Origin of the sequence: Paenibacillus sp. 102 (assembly GCF_039549175.1) — a bacterium.
GTDB lineage: Bacteria > Bacillota > Bacilli > Bacillales > Bacillaceae_G > Bacillus_A.
The window spans coordinates 216,731-230,338 of the sequence record NZ_JBCGHT010000006.1; the positions used below are offsets into that span (position 1 = coordinate 216,731).

Here is a 13,608-nt window from a genome sequence, read left to right on the forward strand (position 1 = left end):
TTCTATCCAAAATAACGATGATAAATTATCTTTGCTTCTACTATATCTTTCGTTCCATGGACGAGAACACGACCGTCCTGAAACGCAACTAGTCTCTTTCCTTCAACCGAAAATGATAATAAATAAGGATTTACCATTAACTCTGCTACATGGTCGCGCAGCAGTTCTTTATACCGTTCAAAATCCAGTTGTTCTTTATAAGGCGGTCTAATTTGAACTGTATTTCTCCCGCATAAAACCGCAGTTTTTGACGTATTATCCTTATTTAAATATGGGTACACCGCTTCCTCACCACATGAAGGACAATTATGCTTTCGAAGTTTTTGTACATTCATACATGAATATTCATTTTTCCATACATCAAACGATACAAGTCCGTCCCGAAGTGCCTCATAATCCTCTACTAAAAGTTTAAGAGTTTCCGTTACTTGGTGAGAAACAACGAGAGATACAGCAGGTGAAATGATCCCTGCTGTATCACATGTCGCTCCGCCAAGCGGGATGGATTGTAATAAACAAGATAGACACGGAGTCTTTCCTGGTAAAATCGTATAAGAAAGGCCATAACTTCCTACACACGCCCCATAAATCCACGGAATAGAATACTTTTGTGATATATCATTAACGATAAAACGTGTTTCAAAATTATCAGTCGCATCAATCATGACATCAACATTTTTAACGAGCTCTTCTAATTCTTCCGCCGTTACATCTTGAACAAAAGCTTCTACGATTACATTGCTATTAATTGCTTGCAAGCGTCTTTGTGCTGCTACAGCCTTTGGAAGATTATTTTTCACATCCTCCTCACAATATAACTGCTGACGTTGTAAATTACTCCAATCAATATAATCGCGATCAACAATTGTTACACGGCCAACACCAGCTCTTACAAGCATCTCTGCATTCGCACTACCAAGTGCTCCCGCACCGATAATTAGTACATGCTTTTCTCCTATCTTTTGTTGCCCTTTTTCTCCAATTGGAGAAAATAGCTCTTGGCGAGAATATCGATTATTCAACTACACTCATTCCTTCTAGTGGGCTACTTGCCGTCGCGCAGCGCTTACGTGCAATACGTCCTGCTTCAAATCCTAAGCGTCCTGCATGAATACCTAATTTCATTGCGGATGCCATTTTAATAGGGTCTTTTGCACCAGATACAGCTGTATTTAATAGCACACCGTCTGCTCCTAATTCCATTGCAAACGCTGCATCAGCTGGGCTACCTACCCCTGCATCCACAATAACTGGTACAGTTGCTTGTTCAATAATAAAACTTAAGTTTAATGGGTTCACAATACCAAGGCCTGAACCAATTGGTGATGCACCAGGCATAATCGCATGAACACCAAGTTCTTGTAGTTTACGAGCTAATACAACATCATCTGATGTATAAGGAAGAACGATAAACCCTTCTTCTAAAAGCATTTCAGATGCCTTTAAAGTCTCAACTGGATCTGGTAATAACGTTCTGTCATCACCAATAACCTCTACTTTTACCATGTCACAAAGCCCTGAAGCTTTTGCTAATTTTGCAATGCGAACTGCTTCCTCAGCATTTTTCGCTCCTGCTGTATTTGGTAGTAATGTATATTTTTTCACATCAATTTTTTCTAATAAATTCGGTTGGTCTGCATCAAATATATCCATACGGCGCACTGCAAATGTTAAAATCTCTGCCTCTGATACTTCAATTGCTTTTCTTTGCACATCATAATCTGAAAATTTTCCTGTTCCTAATAAAAGTCTAGAATTGAATGTAAATGGTCCAATGTTTAACATAATCAACCGCCTCCTACGAAAGTTACAATCTCAATTTGGTCTCCATCAAAAACAGATGCACTTTGATGGTCTTCTTTTGTTAAAATATCTGTATTACGTTCTACTACAACAATCTTTGTATCTAATCCTAAATGCGTAAGCAGTTCTGCTACTGTCTTAATGCTCCCAGGTACCTCTATTTGCTTACCATTAATTTTTAAGTTCAAGCTTCCATCCCCTTTCTATAAATCCATTTTGTTTTTCAAGCGTATAAGTCACGGCTTTGAAGAACAAAAGGTAATCTGCTCTCGTTTTCTCTCTTTGTTTTCATTTGGCATGGGGCAGGAAAAGGACCTGACCGCTTCTATGCATGGTCGGATGCTCTCTCCCACCTAAAAAGAAAGGTTTTATGTCATTTTTCAATTTGCATTTATCTAAACTGGCTTTGAAAGCAATGAATCTAGCAAATGATTGCCTTGCTTTCCTTCTATTAAATCTGCCATATATTGACCAGAAACAGGACTTAATAAAATTCCGTTTCGGTAATGACCCGTACAAGCATATAACCCTTTTATTTCCTCATGCTCTCCCATATAAGGAACTTCATGATTAGATTGCGGGCGTAACCCTGCCCACGCATTTTCCCATTCTGCTTCTTTCAAAGCTGGTAAGATTGTATAAGCACGCTCTAGTATTGAAGTGATGCTTTCTGGTTGTACAGATTTGTTAAACGTATGAGGCTTCATTGTTGCTCCAATTACATAACGTCCCCCACGTTTTGGCGCGATATAAAACCGCTCTTGAAAAATAGGAGATTTTAGTAGTGGTTTACGACTCTTTACAGCAACAACTTCTCCTTTCACAGGGTATGTCCCCCACTCTTTATCAAAATGACGAAGCAGTTTTGTACTCCATGAACCACCAGCGATTACTACCTTTTCACATAGAATCATACCGTCATTCGTAATAATCCCTACGACTCGATTGTTCTCTATTTTGATATCAAATACTTCTGTTTGTTCATATATATCAGCTCCAGAAACGGCTGCAGAATGCGCAAATGCTTTAGTAAGTTCCGGCGCGATGACATGACCATCTTTCGGATAATATACAGCCCCCGTAATGGCCGAAGAGAGAAAGGGCTCTTTTTCACGAAGCTCATCTCCTGTCATAAAATATGATTCTTCACCTGTTTTCTGTTGCCAGTCCATAATATCTAGTATTCTTGTCTTCTCATCTTCATTTTGGGCAATCCGGTATATACCTTTCTCCTCGTACCCAATATCGATGCCAGTTTTTTCGCGTAAAGCTTTTGCAAGTTGTGGAAATATTGTACGGCTTTCTCTAGCAAGCTCAAATAGTGGATCATACGCATCCCACTCCGCCTGTACACCAAGTAAACCTGCCGCTGCTTTAGAAGCTTCAGACGCAATTATTTGCTTCTCAACAATCGCCACTTGGTATCCTCTTTCCGCTAGAAAATGTGCAACTGAACTACCAATTACACCACCACCAATAATGGCTACATCATATATCTTACTCATGATTTTCCGCCCACTTTCTTATTGTTTCCTTATACAATCTTGCTTTCTCGTATGGAGTACGATCACTGACAATCCCAGACATAACAGCAATACCACTTACACCAGACCTAAGAACCTCTGCTGTATTTTGAGGTGTTATCCCACCGATAGCTGTAATCGGTATCGTTAATCGCCTTGCCATATCTGAAATTTCTTCTAACCCTCTTGCTGGAACACCCTTCTTACAATTCGTTGAAAATACATGACCATAAACAAGGGAATCTGCACCGTTTTTGAAGGCTGCTATTGCTTCTTCCAAAGAATGCACAGAATACCCAACATGCAAATAAGAAAACTTTTCTTTTACAGACCTAACATCTGCGCTTCGATATCCCAATTGTACGCGAGAGATATTTAATAGAATCGCAATATCAATCCGATCGTTCATCACAAGCTTAGATGCTGGAAAACCTCTTTTTAAAAGACTTTCCACACCTTCATATAACTCTTTCGTATTTTTCTCACGCTCACGAATATGCAAATAATCAATCTCACTCTCAATTTGCATCGCTACATTCGTTAACTCTTCGAATGTCATCTGACCATTTGAGATAACATGGAGCTCATCTTTCATATTCACTCGCCTACTTTAAAATGTTTTCAAATAATTCATTGGCAGGGACACTTTCTTTTGTCATTCCTTTTTCTTTCAACCATTTATTTTGTTTTTCCCATGACTCTTTTGTATCCGATAAAAATGGCTCATCTTTTGTTTCCATTTTCTCTAATAAAATTTTCATACTTTCTTTTTCAACTTCCGGAACAAGCGGGAAGTTTTCTTTTTCTTGATGATCTAATAAAATATTTAGTGCCTCATCTGGATTTTTCTTCATGAAGTCGTATCCCTTTTTCGCACCACGTAAAAATGCTTGCAATGATTCTTTATCTTTTTTCAATGTTTTATCACCTGTGACAAAAACAAGTTCATGATAATTTGGTACACCATAGTCAGCTGGATTAAAGTATGCTGGCTCATGGCCTTGATGGCGCATAACAGGAACTTCATGGTTAATATAAGCACCTGTAACAGCATCTACTTTTTTCGTAATTAACGCTGGTACTAAATCAAATCCAACATCTACTACTTTTACAGTATCAGGATTACCACCGGCTTCTTTTACCATCGTTTTTAAATATGCCTCACTTAAAGGTGTTCCAGAATAACCAACTGTTTTACCTTCTAAGTCTTTTGGTGACCCAATACCTGCTGATTTTAACGATACAACATGATTTAGTGGTGAGCGGACCACAGCTCCAATTGATTTCACTGGAATTTGTTCATTTGCTTTTGCAATAACAACATCTGGCTGATAATATAAACCAACTGTTACTTTTCCTGCTGCCGCTAATGTTAATGGATCTGTTGGATTAGAAGGGAATTTAATATTCACCTTTACCCCTTCTTCTTTAAAGTAGCCCTTTTCAATCGCTGCATAGATAAAACTATGAACTGCGTTTGGATACCAATCAAGCATCACTGTAATTTCTTTCTCTTTCTTTTTCTTGTCTGATGCCGAATTACTAGAACATCCTGCAATCATTGCAACTAATAATGTAAACACAAAGATGCGCTTTAATAATTTCATGAATGTTTCCTCCAACTAATGAATTTCTTTTCTAATATAGAAACGAGTAATACAAATAAAATAGCTAGTAATGATAACAGTACAATTGGCGCAAACACACCAGCTCCGTCTAACTGCGTCATCATTCGTTTACTAAAGTATCCTAACCCAGCCTGTGCTCCAAGCCATTCACCAATTGCTGCTCCAATTACACTAAGCGGAACAGCAATTTTTAAAGCTGAGAAAAAATATGGAAGTGCGGAGGGCAACTTTAACTTCAGAAAAATATCTTTTTTCGTTGCACCATATGTAACTAAAAGTTCCTCCCATTCCTTTTTCGTACTGCGTAATCCGTCATACGTATTTACTGCAATCGGGAAAAATGTAATCAAAACTGTCACAACTACCTTGCTCCAAATTGAATATCCAAACCATAAAACAAACAATGGTGCTAGAGCTGTAATTGGAATCGTTTGTGATGCAACCAACAGTGGATAAAATGCTCTTTCCATCCATATACTAGCATTCATTAACATCGCGAGTCCCACACCAAGTACGATGGAAATAACAACTCCTATCAAAACCACGTATAACGTCGCCGGCAAATGAACTGTAAGCAATATATCTCGCAATGCCCACATTTTAGCTAGAATCGCAGTAGGAGATGGTAAAATATACATCTCGTCTACAATTCTAGCCCCCACTTCCCAAGCTATGAGCAGTATGCCACTTAAAATCAGCGCAGGCAATAACTCTGTCACACGTTTCATACGAGCACCTGCCTTTGTAGCATACCTAGTAATTCATCTTTTAAAGCTAGTATTTCAGGTTTATGCAAATCTTTTCTTGAGCGATCAATCCCTAGCGGAACAATGCGCTCTGTTAGAGTTGTAATAGGCTGCTCTGTCACAACAAAAATCCGATTGGAAAGAAAAAGTGCTTCCTCGACATCGTGTGTAATAAATAAAATTGTTTTTTGCCACTGTTTCCATTGTTCAAACAACCATTCTTGCAACGTTGCTTTCGTTAAGGCATCTAATGCGCTAAAAGGTTCATCTAACAACAAAACGTTCCCGCCTGTTAATAAGGTTCGAATAAAGGATACTCGTTGCCGCATACCACCTGATAAATCTTTCGGATATTTGTTCTCGTATCCTTGTAAACCAAATTGTTCTAACAGCTCTTTTGCCTTTACATGTGCTTCTTTTTTCTTTATCCCCTGGCACTCTAACGGTAATGCCGCATTTTCAATAATCGTTCTCCACGGCAGAAGCATATCTTTTTGTGGCATATACCCTACAGGATGACTCGTTGTTTCTGTCAGTTGAATATTTCCAGCCGTAGGTTCTTCTAACCCTGTAATTAAACGAAACAATGTACTTTTGCCACAGCCACTCGGTCCAATAATGCTAACAAACTCTTTTTCTTGCACGGAAGCATCTAGACCGTTTATGATTGGCTTTTCATCATAATGAAAGGAAACATTATGAAATTGTAGTATGCTCTTGCTCCTCAAAACCCCACATCTCCTTACGATACGCCATATCCCAGAATAAATACTCAAATCGGCTGGAATATAAGAAAATCTCTTCTAATCTAGCTAGCTCTTGTTCAGATTTCCCTTCAGCTAGTTCATTTAATAAATCCATTAGCCAAATGCAAAGACTTCCATACTCTTCTGAGCTATATCCTTGAATCCACTCTCCGAAGAACTCATGATCTCTCGCTCCTGGAATATCATTTAAACGCTTTCCAATTTCCCAATAACTCCACATACATGGAAGAAGAGCCGCAATTAACTCTGCAAGCGTACCATTTTGAGATACTGACATCATATAGTTTGTATACGCTAAATTTTTAGCAGATGGTTTTGCCTCTTCCATCTCCTTTACAGAAATACCAAGGCGTTTTGCATACTGTTTATGGATTGTCATTTCTCCATTTAAAATGCCATCTATTTGTTCTGCAAATTTGCCCATTACCTGCGGATTCGTTGCTTTTACAACTCCTATTGCATATAGTTTTGCATAGTCTAGCAAATATAAATAATCTTGTATGATGTAATATTGGAATTTATCTTTGTCTAACGTACCGTCCCCCATTCCAGTTACAAACGGGTGATTATGACTTTTTTCCCAAACAGGCTGTACGGTCTCAAATAACCTCTCACAAAATTTCATTTATATTTCCCCTTCCTTTTATATCTGTTTATTAAAATAAAAAACCACTTCTATATAAGAAGTGGTTCAGCAAATAAAAATACATTTATTCGTTGTTCCACTTCCCTTCGCTAGTATTACCTAGATCAGGTCCGTAAGGGTTAAGGATTATTCCTCTCTCAGCATGCAAAGCACCCCTAGTGGTTTTCACTATTAAATTGGCAAATAAAAAATCCCCGTTTCTTTACGCAAAGAAACGGGGACCTAATGTTCATGTCCGAATTGCTTCCCTACGCTAGCATAATCTAGATCAGGTAGTAAAAGGATAAAAGACTTTCGGTCTTACTCTCAGCTGGCAACACCAGCTCTCCTAGCACAATATGAAATTACCATAGTCAGTATAACATTGTCATGGGTTATCAGCAACTGTTTTAACTTGGCATGGGGCTACTGACCACTTCTATGCATGGGTGGATTCTCTTCCCCACCTAAAAAACGTTCTTCTGCCATTTTTTCAATTTGCATTTCTATATCTATTCTGAAAATACTAATTATCTTTTATCCAAACTCTAATGATTGTTTATCTGTTATTCTTGTAATATATTTCGATTCCATTAAAAAGTCGTTATTTTTTTCACATATCATATTACAGTTATGTGAACAATGCACAAAATATTATATCTTTATACTATAATAAAAAATATATTAATACATCTATGGGAGGCTAATATTAGATGAAACAGAAAGCTACAGCTTTAACGGCAACTACTGTCGCAGTCGCATCTCTACTTCCATCCATAAATCAAGTAGACACACGTACTGTAGCAGCCCAAGAATTGCCTACACAAAATATCCAACATATAAAACCAGGCTCAAAAATATTATATTTGAATAATAGAATGAAAACAAGGAATAAAACTAACTCCTTAAAAAAAACAAATATTGCGTTTACTAAATCTACTGAACGTAAAAATAGTTATATCATAAATGCCGATGTGTTAAACATTCGTTCTGAGCCAAATATCAAATCCCCTATTATTGATAGATTATCCAACGGCAAATTCATCTCCGTCCAAGAAATACAAGGGGATTGGTATAAAATCTCACATAATGGACAACAAGGATATGTAAAAAAAGAATTTGCATCCCATGTATCAGAGCCATTAGTAAAAGGAATTACAGTACAAAATGAATCTTCCTTTTACGTTGCTACACCTACATTAAAAGTCCGCCGCGGAGCAGGAACAGATACTGCCGTAATTGGATCTTTACAAAACGGGACACAAGTCACTGTTATAGAAACAGTTGGTACCTGGTACAAAATTCGCTTCGGAACATCTTACGGATTTGTAGCAAAACATTATATTATTCAAAAACAACCACAAACGAGACAAGCCGCTCCTTCTATTCCTGCTGTTTTTAAATTCCCTACTCAAGGAACGATTAGTTCTACATTTAATATGCGCTGGGAACAAATGCATTATGGTGTAGATATTTCCGCACCAGGTAATGTTTCAATTCATGCAGCTGCTACAGGTAAAGTTATAAAGTCTTATTACTCTGCTAGCTATGGAAATGTCGTATTTGTAGCACATCATATTCGAGGTAAACTATATACAACCGTTTACGCTCATATGAAAGACCGTTCAGTACAAGTTGGTGATCAAGTTCAAACCGGGCAATTGTTAGGATATATGGGAAATACAGGTCATTCATTTGGACAACATCTCCATTTTGAATTACATAATGGTGAATGGAATTTTGAAAAGACAAACGCAGTAAATCCACTGCCTTATTTGGTTCGGTAATATTATATGCCACGTAATATACCATTGATAATTGAGTATATAGCTTTTCTCGGTTTAATCTGTTGCTTAGTCATTTACAATACTAACCCTGTCTTTTTGGGTATCGTTATCTCATTTGTTGCTATTGAATCTTTGATGGAAGCATTCAAAATCCGACTAAAGAAACAAATTTCTCATATATATACTGTAATTATTATTATGAGCGGCTTAATAACAAATATTATTTATAGTGGTTTTCATATGGCTGCTATATTCCCTGTATTTTTTATAGGGGTACTAATCATCATATCCCAATATATTTACATTCCTGAACACCGTAAGAACCAACAAGAAGCTTAGAACAACCTTCTACATTTACGACGAAAAAAGGGGTCTCACTTCAAGTGAGCCCCCTTTTTTCACCTATACATTATATTGAAAAATTTCTTTTTATCCACACGCATATCGTTCATAAATAAAACTTAAATTATACTTCTTCTCTAAGCCCATTCGTTGTTCATCATCACACCAGTAAAATAAAATATCATGAATCGTTGCATAACGTTTATTCTTTAGAAATTGCTTAATAAATGACGGTAAACAATCGTGTAATTGTATAAATATATAATTCCGCAGAATTTCTTCTTTATGTTCAATTCCTTTACAAACATACATCAACTCTTCACAATAATATGCATGTTGCGGAACTTGAATCATTTCAAAAAATGGTACATATGATAATAGTTTCCCAATGAAGTGCTCGTATCGATTCATAAACTCAAATGACATATGCTCCATCATTTCCTTCATTACATAAAGATAATCATCCACATGAGTAGTTTTTAGCGGATTAAGGCGGTCAGAAATTTGAGCAATTACAGCCCTTTGACATGCAATAACAGAGCGACTAGGTCCATAATATGTTAAGAAATCCGTACACTTACGATATTTTTTTAATAGGTCATATATGTATAAGTCATAAACGTATGTATTACAGTATATTGCTAAATTCATCATCTCTTGATCCAATTCTTCTTTGGACAATCGTTTTGCCTGTTTGCAAATATAAAAAAATGTAAGTTCCATTACTTCCTTATGAGATAATAGCTTTTCACATTTTTCAATACATTCTTCATTAAATTTAATTCTTTCCCATATCATTATATCTCTATTTCCCAATTCTCCGATGCGATATTTTACAATTAAGTAGTTCCAAGCCACAACTTGGGTTAAAACATCCCATGTTTCATATTCCATAGATGTATGTACAAATTCATCTAATTTATGGTTCACCATAAATGTATAAGCTTCCTTATACCAACCAATGTCCTGGCATAAACGAACAATACGAACTAAAGTTGGTATTTCATCTTTATGAAACTGTGGCAAATCCTTCACTTTATTCATTCCATATAAAATAAACGGAGCCAAGTTTTCTTGTTTATAAAATTCTTTTTCTTTCCAGGCTAAAATTGTCCGTTCTTTTCCTTCGCCTTTCGGATGATTTGGTACAAGTAAAGAAAGTAAGTCCGTAAAATCATTTGGTTCCACATAGGCCTCTGTAACCAAATTCCAATTTGGATTACTCTGTACATCCCTCATATCATTTCCCCTCCGTTTCTATATATATATGAAATTTTTAATAACTTAGCAGATAATCACAATATTAATAATATTAATAATATTAATATATTCAAAATCCCTTATGAAACTTATATTTATTATTATATCATTTTTTAACATAACAAAAATTAGTAATGGAAATTGTTAACCAAAATTTCAAATGAACTTAACATATGTCATTCTTCAGATATACTTAGATAAACCTCTTTCCCTATGTATATTGGGATACGTTTTAATAACAATATAGTCTTATTTATAAGTATTAATAAAACGTATCCGCTCTTACCTATTCTCTTACATCTAAATACACTGTATTTTCTAGGCGAAAAATAATTCACACCTACATTTCATTCTGTATGCTCAGAAATTTCACTTAAAGCAAATCCTGCTTGATCATCAGCTTTCTCTGTTATTGCTAAATCACCTAGCGCTAACATCCCAACAAGCTGGCCATTCTCAACTACAGGTAGTCTTCTGATTTGGTGCTGTGCCATTAACTCTGTAGCCTTTTCAATAGAGTCATTAGGAGAAACCGAAACAATTCCTGTAGTCATGACATTTGTAATTTTATTAGACCCAGGATGTTTCTCAGCAATTCCACGAACAACTAGATCACGATCAGTGACAAGACCAACCACTTGATTGTTCTCGACAACTGGAATCATTCCAATGTCCTCTTCTTTCATTTTCACAGCAGCTTCGTATACATTATCTAGCGGTGTACATTGTACAATATCGGTATTCATAAATTCTCTAACTGTTGTCATGTAGCTCTATGCCCTCCTTTTTATACATACTATAGTTTCTCCAAATTCCCTTTATTTATTTCATAATAAATAGAGGAATTTTAGATTAACGATATTGCATATTAGAAAAAACAGAGCTCTCACATTATCTTTTTCACAAGAAAAAAAGAGCCAGCTAATTGCTGACTCTTTTTTATGACCCGTACGGGATTCGAACCCGTGTTACCGCCGTGAAAGGGCGGTGTCTTAACCACTTGACCAACGGGCCATGGCTCCGCAGGTAGGACTCGAACCTACGACCGATCGGTTAACAGCCGATAGCTCTACCACTGAGCTACTGCGGAATATGGTGGGCCTAAATGGACTCGAACCATCGACCTCACGCTTATCAGGCGTGCGCTCTAACCAGCTGAGCTATAGGCCCATAATCTCTTTACAGGGGCAGTAGGAATTGAACCCACACCGGAGGTTTTGGAGACCTCTGTTCTACCTTTAAACTATGCCCCTAAGTGGTGCCGGCTAGAGGACTTGAACCCCCAACCTACTGATTACAAGTCAGTTGCTCTACCAATTGAGCTAAGCCGGCATAAAAAAATGGTGGCTCGGGACGGAATCGAACCGCCGACACGAGGATTTTCAGTCCTCTGCTCTACCGACTGAGCTACCGAGCCAAACATAAATGGCGGTCCCGACCGGGGTCGAACCGGCGATCTCCTGCGTGACAGGCAGGCATGTTAACCACTACACCACGGGACCATTTGGTTGCGGGGACAGGATTTGAACCTGCGACCTTCGGGTTATGAGCCCGACGAGCTACCAGACTGCTCCACCCCGCGATGATATAATATTATTTTAAAAATGGAGGAGGTAGAGGGATTCGAACCCCCGCGCGACTCTCGCCGCCTGTCGGTTTTCAAGACCGATCCCTTCAGCCGAACTTGGGTATACCTCCATGAAGTAAATATTAATTATGTCTTTTAGTTATCTTTATACATCTAATAGTTTTTATTAACTATCTAATTATTCCATTTTAATTATTATAAAATGGAGGAGGTAGAGGGATTCGAACCCCCGCGCGACTCTCGCCGCCTGTCGGTTTTCAAGACCGATCCCTTCAGCCGAACTTGGGTATACCTCCAATAAATAACTAAAGTGGAGCCTAGCGGGATCGAACCGCTGACCTCCTGCGTGCAAGGCAGGCGCTCTCCCAGCTGAGCTAAGGCCCCATGTTTTAAAACTATCGGGAAGACAGGATTTGAACCTGCGACCCCCTGGTCCCAAACCAGGTGCTCTACCAAGCTGAGCCACTTCCCGTCAATAAAAGCGCGCCCGAGAGGAGTCGAACCCCTAACCTCTTGATCCGTAGTCAAACGCTCTATCCAATTGAGCTACGGGCGCATATGGTGCCGAGGGCGGGGGTCGAACCCGCACGGTGGTCACCCACCGCAGGATTTTAAGTCCTGTGCGTCTGCCTGTTCCGCCACCCCGGCATGTCATATTGAAAATTGGAGCGGAAGACGGGATTCGAACCCGCGACCCCAACCTTGGCAAGGTTGTATTCTACCACTGAACTACTTCCGCAAGACATGTTATGAGATATTTTATTAAAAGTGCGGGTGAAGGGAGTCGAACCCCCACGCCAAAGGCGCCAGATCCTAAGTCTGGTGCGTCTGCCAATTCCGCCACACCCGCATATTTTTAAAAATGGTGAGCCATGAAGGACTCGAACCTTCGACCCTCTGATTAAAAGTCAGATGCTCTACCAACTGAGCTAATGGCTCTTAATGGCTGGGCTAGCTGGATTCGAACCAGCGCATGACGGAGTCAAAGTCCGTTGCCTTACCGCTTGGCTATAGCCCATTAATTAAGAAATGGTGGAGGGGGGCAGATTCGAACTGCCGAACCCGAAGGAGCGGATTTACAGTCCGCCGCGTTTAGCCACTTCGCTACCCCTCCGACATTATATGGTGGAGGATGACGGGATCGAACCGCCGACCCCCTGCTTGTAAGGCAGGTGCTCTCCCAGCTGAGCTAATCCTCCATTTGCCTGGCAACGTCCTACTCTCACAGGGACAAGGTCCCAACTACCATCGGCGCTAGAGAGCTTAACTTCCGTGTTCGGTATGGGAACGGGTGTGACCTCTCTGCCATCATTACCAGACTATATTCACTTGAGACAAACATTATTATACTTGATTGATTAAAAAAGTCAACAAGTTTTTTATGTTCTCTCAAAACTAGATAACATTTGCTACATATTATATGGTTAAGTCCTCGATCTATTAGTATTCGTCAGCTCCACATGTCACCATGCTTCCACCTCGAACCTATCAACCTGATCATCTTTCAGGGATCTTACTAGCTTACGCTATGGGAAATCT

At 38.6% G+C, this 13,608-nt stretch carries 13 protein-coding genes, 20 tRNA genes, 2 rRNA genes and 2 riboswitches; of the genes, 2 read left to right on the forward strand and 33 right to left on the reverse strand.

Annotation, left to right across the window (positions count from 1 at the left end; genetic code table 11):
- Positions 1-2 precede the first annotated feature (2 nt).
- The 9 genes from AAIE21_RS16350 to tenA form a co-directional block, all read right to left on the reverse strand.
- Entirely contained in the window at positions 3-1,022 is a 1,020-nt protein-coding gene (locus AAIE21_RS16350) for a thiazole biosynthesis adenylyltransferase ThiF (protein WP_343267745.1), read from the reverse strand.
- Positions 1,015-1,785, reverse strand: coding sequence for a thiazole synthase (locus AAIE21_RS16355; protein ID WP_343267746.1), 771 nt, complete (start codon positions 1,783-1,785; stop codon positions 1,015-1,017). Before AAIE21_RS16355 ends, AAIE21_RS16350 begins: the two co-directional genes overlap by 8 nt.
- A 2-nt stretch (positions 1,786-1,787) precedes the next feature.
- Positions 1,788-1,991 (reverse strand): sulfur carrier protein ThiS, encoded by a 204-nt coding sequence (gene thiS, locus AAIE21_RS16360; protein WP_343267747.1) that lies wholly within the window; start codon positions 1,989-1,991, stop codon positions 1,788-1,790.
- A gap of 207 nt (positions 1,992-2,198) precedes the next feature.
- Positions 2,199-3,308 carry a glycine oxidase ThiO gene (thiO, locus tag AAIE21_RS16365; protein WP_343267748.1) on the reverse strand — a complete coding sequence of 370 codons (1,110 nt, stop codon included), beginning with the start codon at positions 3,306-3,308 and terminating at the stop codon, positions 2,199-2,201.
- On the reverse strand, positions 3,301-3,921 hold the full coding sequence (tenI, locus tag AAIE21_RS16370; protein WP_343267749.1) for a thiazole tautomerase TenI: 621 nt from the start codon (positions 3,919-3,921) through the stop codon (positions 3,301-3,303). The genes thiO and tenI overlap by 8 nt, the downstream gene beginning before the upstream one ends.
- A 10-nt stretch (positions 3,922-3,931) precedes the next feature.
- Entirely contained in the window at positions 3,932-4,933 is a 1,002-nt protein-coding gene (locus AAIE21_RS16375) for an ABC transporter substrate-binding protein (RefSeq protein ID WP_343267750.1), read from the reverse strand.
- A complete protein-coding gene (locus AAIE21_RS16380; protein ID WP_343267751.1) occupies positions 4,930-5,682 on the reverse strand; it encodes an ABC transporter permease in 753 nt (250 codons plus the stop codon). Before AAIE21_RS16380 ends, AAIE21_RS16375 begins: the two co-directional genes overlap by 4 nt.
- Positions 5,679-6,428, reverse strand: a complete 750-nt coding sequence (locus AAIE21_RS16385; protein WP_343267752.1) for an ABC transporter ATP-binding protein — start codon at positions 6,426-6,428, stop codon at positions 5,679-5,681. The genes AAIE21_RS16380 and AAIE21_RS16385 overlap by 4 nt, the downstream gene beginning before the upstream one ends.
- Positions 6,397-7,092, reverse strand: a complete 696-nt coding sequence (gene tenA, locus AAIE21_RS16390; RefSeq protein ID WP_343267753.1) for a thiaminase II — start codon at positions 7,090-7,092, stop codon at positions 6,397-6,399. The genes AAIE21_RS16385 and tenA overlap by 32 nt, the downstream gene beginning before the upstream one ends.
- A gap of 85 nt (positions 7,093-7,177) precedes the next feature.
- Positions 7,178-7,280: riboswitch (TPP riboswitch) on the reverse strand.
- Positions 7,281-7,341: 61 nt separating this feature from the next.
- Positions 7,342-7,453, reverse strand: a riboswitch (TPP riboswitch).
- A 352-nt stretch (positions 7,454-7,805) separates the two neighbouring features.
- Between tenA and AAIE21_RS16395 the strand changes: the two genes are divergently transcribed.
- Positions 7,806-8,879 (forward strand): SH3 domain-containing protein, encoded by a 1,074-nt coding sequence (locus tag AAIE21_RS16395; RefSeq protein ID WP_343267754.1) that lies wholly within the window; start codon positions 7,806-7,808, stop codon positions 8,877-8,879.
- Positions 8,880-8,885: 6 nt separating this feature from the next.
- Positions 8,886-9,218, forward strand: coding sequence for a hypothetical protein (locus tag AAIE21_RS16400; protein WP_343267755.1), 333 nt, complete (start codon positions 8,886-8,888; stop codon positions 9,216-9,218).
- 90 nt (positions 9,219-9,308) lie between these two features.
- On the opposite strand, the gene AAIE21_RS16405 is transcribed toward AAIE21_RS16400, so the two are convergent.
- The 24 genes from AAIE21_RS16405 to AAIE21_RS16520 form a co-directional block, all read right to left on the reverse strand.
- On the reverse strand, positions 9,309-10,460 hold the full coding sequence (locus tag AAIE21_RS16405; protein WP_343267756.1) for a DUF3965 domain-containing protein: 1,152 nt from the start codon (positions 10,458-10,460) through the stop codon (positions 9,309-9,311).
- 368 nt (positions 10,461-10,828) lie between these two features.
- The gene (locus AAIE21_RS16410) at positions 10,829-11,248 is read right to left on the reverse strand and encodes a CBS domain-containing protein (protein WP_343267757.1); all 420 of its coding nucleotides are present in this window, start codon (positions 11,246-11,248) and stop codon (positions 10,829-10,831) included.
- A gap of 175 nt (positions 11,249-11,423) precedes the next feature.
- Positions 11,424-11,495: transfer RNA gene (locus tag AAIE21_RS16415), tRNA-Glu, on the reverse strand.
- 1 nt (position 11,496) lies between these two features.
- A tRNA-Asn gene (locus AAIE21_RS16420) sits at positions 11,497-11,571 on the reverse strand.
- A gap of 3 nt (positions 11,572-11,574) precedes the next feature.
- Positions 11,575-11,651 (reverse strand) — tRNA-Ile (locus tag AAIE21_RS16425).
- Between the two features lie 12 nt (positions 11,652-11,663).
- Positions 11,664-11,734: transfer RNA gene (locus tag AAIE21_RS16430), tRNA-Trp, on the reverse strand.
- Between the two features lie 3 nt (positions 11,735-11,737).
- A tRNA-Thr gene (locus AAIE21_RS16435) sits at positions 11,738-11,813 on the reverse strand.
- A gap of 9 nt (positions 11,814-11,822) precedes the next feature.
- Positions 11,823-11,898: transfer RNA gene (locus AAIE21_RS16440), tRNA-Phe, on the reverse strand.
- Positions 11,899-11,907: 9 nt separating this feature from the next.
- Positions 11,908-11,983: transfer RNA gene (locus AAIE21_RS16445), tRNA-Asp, on the reverse strand.
- 3 nt (positions 11,984-11,986) lie between these two features.
- A tRNA-Met gene (locus tag AAIE21_RS16450) sits at positions 11,987-12,063 on the reverse strand.
- A gap of 23 nt (positions 12,064-12,086) precedes the next feature.
- Positions 12,087-12,179, reverse strand: a tRNA-Ser gene (locus tag AAIE21_RS16455).
- Positions 12,180-12,272: 93 nt separating this feature from the next.
- Positions 12,273-12,365 (reverse strand) — tRNA-Ser (locus AAIE21_RS16460).
- Positions 12,366-12,380: 15 nt separating this feature from the next.
- Positions 12,381-12,453 (reverse strand) — tRNA-Ala (locus AAIE21_RS16465).
- 14 nt (positions 12,454-12,467) lie between these two features.
- Positions 12,468-12,541, reverse strand: a tRNA-Pro gene (locus AAIE21_RS16470).
- Between the two features lie 10 nt (positions 12,542-12,551).
- Positions 12,552-12,625: transfer RNA gene (locus AAIE21_RS16475), tRNA-Arg, on the reverse strand.
- A 3-nt stretch (positions 12,626-12,628) separates the two neighbouring features.
- Positions 12,629-12,717: transfer RNA gene (locus AAIE21_RS16480), tRNA-Leu, on the reverse strand.
- Positions 12,718-12,733: 16 nt separating this feature from the next.
- A tRNA-Gly gene (locus tag AAIE21_RS16485) sits at positions 12,734-12,808 on the reverse strand.
- 30 nt (positions 12,809-12,838) lie between these two features.
- Positions 12,839-12,919: transfer RNA gene (locus AAIE21_RS16490), tRNA-Leu, on the reverse strand.
- Between the two features lie 13 nt (positions 12,920-12,932).
- Positions 12,933-13,008: transfer RNA gene (locus tag AAIE21_RS16495), tRNA-Lys, on the reverse strand.
- 4 nt (positions 13,009-13,012) lie between these two features.
- Positions 13,013-13,087 (reverse strand) — tRNA-Gln (locus AAIE21_RS16500).
- Positions 13,088-13,099: 12 nt separating this feature from the next.
- Positions 13,100-13,183, reverse strand: a tRNA-Tyr gene (locus AAIE21_RS16505).
- A 9-nt stretch (positions 13,184-13,192) separates the two neighbouring features.
- A tRNA-Val gene (locus AAIE21_RS16510) sits at positions 13,193-13,268 on the reverse strand.
- Between the two features lie 4 nt (positions 13,269-13,272).
- Positions 13,273-13,388, reverse strand: a 5S ribosomal RNA gene (rrf, locus tag AAIE21_RS16515).
- A gap of 101 nt (positions 13,389-13,489) precedes the next feature.
- Positions 13,490-13,608 (reverse strand): 23S ribosomal RNA (locus AAIE21_RS16520); the annotation flags it as partial.

What these genes read in the sequence shown, in the direction of transcription:
- thiO (WP_343267748.1), bottom strand. Translation starts at nt 3,308, where the DNA reads ATGAGTAAGATATATGATGTAGCCATTATTGGTGGTGGTGTAATTGGT.
- tenA (WP_343267753.1), bottom strand. Translation starts at nt 7,092, where the DNA reads ATGAAATTTTGTGAGAGGTTATTTGAGACCGTACAGCCTGTTTGGGAA.
- AAIE21_RS16355 (WP_343267746.1), bottom strand. Translation starts at nt 1,785, where the DNA reads ATGTTAAACATTGGACCATTTACATTCAATTCTAGACTTTTATTAGGA.
- AAIE21_RS16410 (WP_343267757.1), bottom strand. Translation starts at nt 11,248, where the DNA reads ATGACAACAGTTAGAGAATTTATGAATACCGATATTGTACAATGTACA.
- AAIE21_RS16400 (WP_343267755.1), top strand. Translation starts at nt 8,886, where the DNA reads ATGCCACGTAATATACCATTGATAATTGAGTATATAGCTTTTCTCGGT.
- AAIE21_RS16405 (WP_343267756.1), bottom strand. Translation starts at nt 10,460, where the DNA reads ATGAGGGATGTACAGAGTAATCCAAATTGGAATTTGGTTACAGAGGCC.
- AAIE21_RS16395 (WP_343267754.1), top strand. Translation starts at nt 7,806, where the DNA reads ATGAAACAGAAAGCTACAGCTTTAACGGCAACTACTGTCGCAGTCGCA.
- AAIE21_RS16380 (WP_343267751.1), bottom strand. Translation starts at nt 5,682, where the DNA reads ATGAAACGTGTGACAGAGTTATTGCCTGCGCTGATTTTAAGTGGCATA.
- AAIE21_RS16375 (WP_343267750.1), bottom strand. Translation starts at nt 4,933, where the DNA reads ATGAAATTATTAAAGCGCATCTTTGTGTTTACATTATTAGTTGCAATG.
- tenI (WP_343267749.1), bottom strand. Translation starts at nt 3,921, where the DNA reads ATGAAAGATGAGCTCCATGTTATCTCAAATGGTCAGATGACATTCGAA.